At 72.7% G+C, this 4,240-nt stretch carries 4 protein-coding genes and 1 pseudogene; 3 read left to right on the top strand and 2 right to left on the bottom strand.

What is annotated here, in order from left to right; genetic code table 11:
* Positions 1-517, bottom strand: a pseudogene (locus ABD308_RS21700) (hypothetical protein); the annotation flags it as partial.
* 339 nt (positions 518-856) lie between these two features.
* Here ABD308_RS21700 and ABD308_RS21705 point away from each other — a divergent pair.
* Complete coding sequence (locus ABD308_RS21705) at positions 857-2,929, top strand: MFS transporter (protein WP_344337747.1); 2,073 nt, start codon at positions 857-859, stop codon at positions 2,927-2,929.
* Between the two features lie 3 nt (positions 2,930-2,932).
* On the opposite strand, the gene ABD308_RS21710 is transcribed toward ABD308_RS21705, so the two are convergent.
* Positions 2,933-3,412, bottom strand: a complete 480-nt coding sequence (locus ABD308_RS21710) for a MarR family winged helix-turn-helix transcriptional regulator (protein ID WP_344337748.1) — start codon at positions 3,410-3,412, stop codon at positions 2,933-2,935.
* Positions 3,413-3,475: 63 nt separating this feature from the next.
* Here ABD308_RS21710 and ABD308_RS21715 point away from each other — a divergent pair, with 63 nt between their 5' ends.
* Positions 3,476-3,847, top strand: coding sequence for a cupin domain-containing protein (locus ABD308_RS21715; RefSeq protein ID WP_344337750.1), 372 nt, complete (start codon positions 3,476-3,478; stop codon positions 3,845-3,847).
* Positions 3,848-3,892: 45 nt separating this feature from the next.
* Positions 3,893-4,219 (top strand): antibiotic biosynthesis monooxygenase family protein, encoded by a 327-nt coding sequence (locus ABD308_RS21720; RefSeq protein ID WP_344337752.1) that lies wholly within the window; start codon positions 3,893-3,895, stop codon positions 4,217-4,219.
* The last annotated feature ends 21 nt before the right edge of the window (positions 4,220-4,240 follow it).

Below are 4,240 nucleotides of genomic sequence, written 5' to 3' on the forward strand. Positions count from 1 at the left end.
GGCCGCGGGCCTCCTGCTGCTCCGCCGCGCGCCGGGCGGCCCGCCGGGCGGTCGGCGCGGCGGCCCCGGGCGCGGCGTGGGCGAACGGGAACACGCCGAGTTCGTCCTCGGCCGGGCCGGCGGCAGGGTCCTCGGCGGGGGCGAGCGGCTGCTGCTGCGGCTGTGAATGCTGCTGTGGCTGTGGCTGTGGCTGTGGCGGGAACTGCGGGGCGGAGGCGACGGGCGGCAGCACGGTCGTCGCGTAGGCGTCGGCGTCCGGGCCCAGCGGGGGAGCGACGGGCGGCGCGTGCGGCGTGGGCGGCGCTCCGACCGGCGGCAGCACGGTCGTGCCGAACGGGTCGGCCGGCGGGCCGTCGTCCACGACCTGGCCGACGGCCTGCGGCACGTACGGGCGGACCAGCGGCGGGCCCTCCAGGTGCGGGAGGACGGCGGTCTCGTCGAGGCTCCCGTCCGGGACGAGGCAGCCGCACCCGGCGGAGCGTGCGGTGCCGCACGTCGGGCAGTGCTGGTCCGGCATCGGCCGGCCCTCCTCGGTTGCTCGGTCGGTAGCGGTCCCGGTCTCGGTGCCGGTGGCGGTGTCGGACGCTGGCGGCGGTCGGACTCGTGTTCAGGCGGCGACGGGCCTGATTATGCAGGACGTCCCTGAGAGGGGACAGGGGCGCCCGGCCCGCTGTGGGGGCCCGGGGCCGGCTGGGGCGTCTCGGGGACCGGTGAACGGTCGATGGGGTGGCGCGAGCGTCCTGATATCGGACGGTCTTACGTTCGGCTCAACTGAAAACGCGCGAAATGGTGCATTTCTGACACCATGGTGAGCCGGGAGTGATCAACACCGAGCCGCTACGGACACGGAGGCGCCATGACGGATCCGATCGCCGCGTCCGGCCGGGTCCCGGCGGGCGAACCGGGCCCGCCCCAGCCCGCCGGGGGCGGTCTGTGGGTGTCGATCGGTGCCCTGCTGCTGGCGATGCTGCTCGCGGCGCTCGACCAGACCATCGTCTCCACCGCCCTGCCCACCATCGTCAGCGACCTCGGCGGCCTGGAACACCTCTCCTGGGTGGTCACCGCCTACCTGCTCGCCTCCACCGCGGCCACCCCGCTCTGGGGAAAGCTCGGCGACATGTACGGCCGGAAGGTGTTCTTCCAGGCCTCCATCGTGATCTTCCTGCTGGGCTCGGTGCTGTGCGGCATCGCCCAGAACATGGGCGAGCTGATCGCCTTCCGCGCCCTCCAGGGCCTGGGCGGCGGCGGGCTGATGGTGCTTTCCCAGGCCATCGTCGGCGACCTCGTGCCGCCCCGGGACCGCGGCAGGTACCAGGGCGTCTTCGGCGCCGTCTTCGGCGTCACCAGCGTGCTCGGGCCGCTGCTCGGCGGGCTGTTCGTCGACAACCTCAGCTGGCGCTGGGTGTTCTACATCAACCTGCCGATCGGCGTGGTCGCCCTCGCGGTGGTCGCGGCCGTGCTGCCCGGGGCGCAGACCCGTCGCCGGCACCGGATCGACTACCTCGGCACCACGCTGATCGCCGCCGTCGCCACCTGCGTGGTGCTGGTGACCTCGCTCGGCGGGACGACCTGGGCGTGGGACTCCTGGCAGATCATCGGCCTGGGCGTGCTCGGACTGCTCCTGCTGCTGGCCTTCGTGCTGGTGGAGCGGACCGCCGCCGAACCCGTCCTGCCGCTGCGGCTGTTCCGCTCCCGGACGTTCAGCCTGGTGGCCGTCATCTCCTTCGTGGTCGGCTTCGCGATGTTCGGCGCGCTCACCTACCTGCCGACCTTCCTCCAGGTCGTCATGGGTGTCTCGCCGACGGTGTCCGGTGTCCATATGCTGCCGATGGTGATCGGCATGCTGGTCACTTCGATCGGTTCCGGTCAGATCGTCTCCCGCACCGGTCACTACCGGACCTTCCCGATCGCCGGCTCGGCCATCACCGCCATCGGTCTGCTGCTGCTCTCGCTGCTCGACGAGCACACCAGCACCTTCGTGATGAGCTGCTACTTCCTGGTCTTCGGCCTGGGCCTGGGCCTGGTGATGCAGGTGCTGGTGCTGATCGTGCAGAACTCGGTCGGCTACCAGGACCTCGGCGTCGCCACCGCCGGCGCCACCTTCTTCCGCTCCATCGGCGCCTCCGTCGGCGTCTCCGTCTTCGGCACGGTCTTCGCCTCCGGCCTCGACCGCCGGCTGGGGGAGGCGCTGGCCGGCGTCCCGCTGCCGCCCGGCTTCGACCCCGGGTTGATCACCTCCGACCCGCGCGTCATCGAGGTGCTGCCCGCCGCCGTCCAGGACGGGATCCACCACGCCTACGCCGAGTCGATCACCCGGGTCTTCCTGTACGCGGTGCCGGTGGCCGCCGTCGCCTTCGTCCTGTCGCTGTTCCTGCGGGAGCAGAAGCTGCGCAGCACCGTGACCGCCCCCGACCTCGGCGAGTCGATCGGCCTCAACCCGGTGGAGCGCTCCTCGCTGGACGAGATCGGCCGGGCCCTGTCCGTGCTGAACACCCGGGAGGCCCGGCGCGACCTCTTCAAGCGGATCACCGCCACCGCCGGGCTCGACCTCAAGCCCGCCTCCAGCTGGCTGCTGCTCCAGATGCACCATCACGGCTCGGTGGAGCCCGCCGACCTGGCGGAGCGCCGGGTCGTCCCGTTCGCGGTGGTGGAGGAGGCGGCGCGCGAGGTCGAGGGCCGGGGCCTGGCCGCGCGCAGCGCCGGGCTGCCGCTGCGGCTCACCGAGCCGGGGGAGGCGGCGGCGCTCCAGCTGGTCGCCGCCCGGCGCGAGCAACTGGCCGAACTCCTCGGCGACTGGGACGAGAAGCAGTTCGACGACCTCGCCGAACTGCTCACCCGGCTGGCGTCCTCCCTCTGCGCGGACGCCCGCGACCGGCCGGACCCGGTCGGCCCCGAGCCCCCGTACCACGGCGAGGGCCGCTCCTTCTGACGGTCAGGTGCTCCCGAGCCACCGGGGGGTGTCCAGCTGGAACGGGTTCCCGGGCGCGAGCGTCCGCAGCGCGTCCTCCAGTCCGCGCAACCGCTCCTCGCCGCCGAGCCGCTCCGCCCATTCCCCCCGGAGCTCGTCGAAGATCCGGGCCGAGCGGGCCAGGCCGTCGACGCCGTGCGCCGTCAGCCGGACCACCTTCCGCCGGGCGTCCGCCGGATCGCCGCCGCGCTCGACGTACCCGAGCCGTTCGAGCTGCTCGACGGTCTTGCCGGCCGCCTGCTTGGACACCCCGAGCCGCCGGCCCAGCTCGACGGCGGTGATGCCGTCCGGCCCGACCGCCTGGAAGACGAACCCGTGCATCGGCCGCATGTCCGGGTGCCCCTCGCGGGCGAGCCGCTCGTGCAACTCGTCGATGATCACCCGGAACACGAACAGCAGCCGAAGCGGCAGCTCAAAACCCGGCCTGGCCTGCTCACTTGACACGATAGACAACCTCATTGACCATATAGACAATCAGGTTGTCCATTCTAGAGGAGAAACCAGGCCTTGTCCGTCATCCGCCTCACCGACGCCCGTCGCACCGAAACCCCCAGCGCCGTCATGACCACCTGTGCCTCGCCCACCCAGGGCGGCACCGGCCTCGCGGTGTGGCGCGTCGAGATGCCCCCGGCCCGCACCGGCCCCCGGCACGCCATGGACACCGAGCAGGTGTGGACCTTCCTCACCGGCTCCGCCGCCGTCGAACTGGCCGGCGAGGAACTCCACCTCGGGCCCGGCGACACCCTCGTCCTGCCCGCCGCCGCCCCGCGCCGACTGCGCACCGACGGGGGCTTCACCGCCGTCGTCGCCTCCCCGGCCCCGTCCCGCGCCGTGAACCTGGACACCGGAGACCGGGTGGCCCCGCCGTGGATCGTGTGAGGTGTAGCAGACTGCCTTCTCAGAACAACCCCGAGGAGGTACGGCGTGTCCGTCGTCAAGATCAATGTCCTGACCGTCCCCGCTGAGCAGCGGGAGGAACTGGAGAAGCGCTTCGCCGCCCGCGCCGGCGCGGTGGAGGGTTCCGACGGCTTCGAGTACTTCGAGCTGCTCCGCCCCGTCGAGGGCACCGACCAGTACCTCGTCTACACCCGCTGGCGCGACGAGGAGTCCTTCCAGGCCTGGCTCGCCGGCCCGATGCAGGCCGCCCACCGCCCGGCCTCCCCGGAGGGCGAGGCCCCGAAGCGCCCCGCCGCCACCGGCTCCACCCTCTGGTCCTTCGACGTCGTCCAGTCCACCGGCCCGAAGGCCTGACGCCGGTCCCGTTCCACGCAG

Origin of the sequence: Kitasatospora putterlickiae (assembly GCF_039527695.1) — a bacterium.
Classification (GTDB): Bacteria; Actinomycetota; Actinomycetes; order Streptomycetales; family Streptomycetaceae; genus Kitasatospora; species Kitasatospora putterlickiae.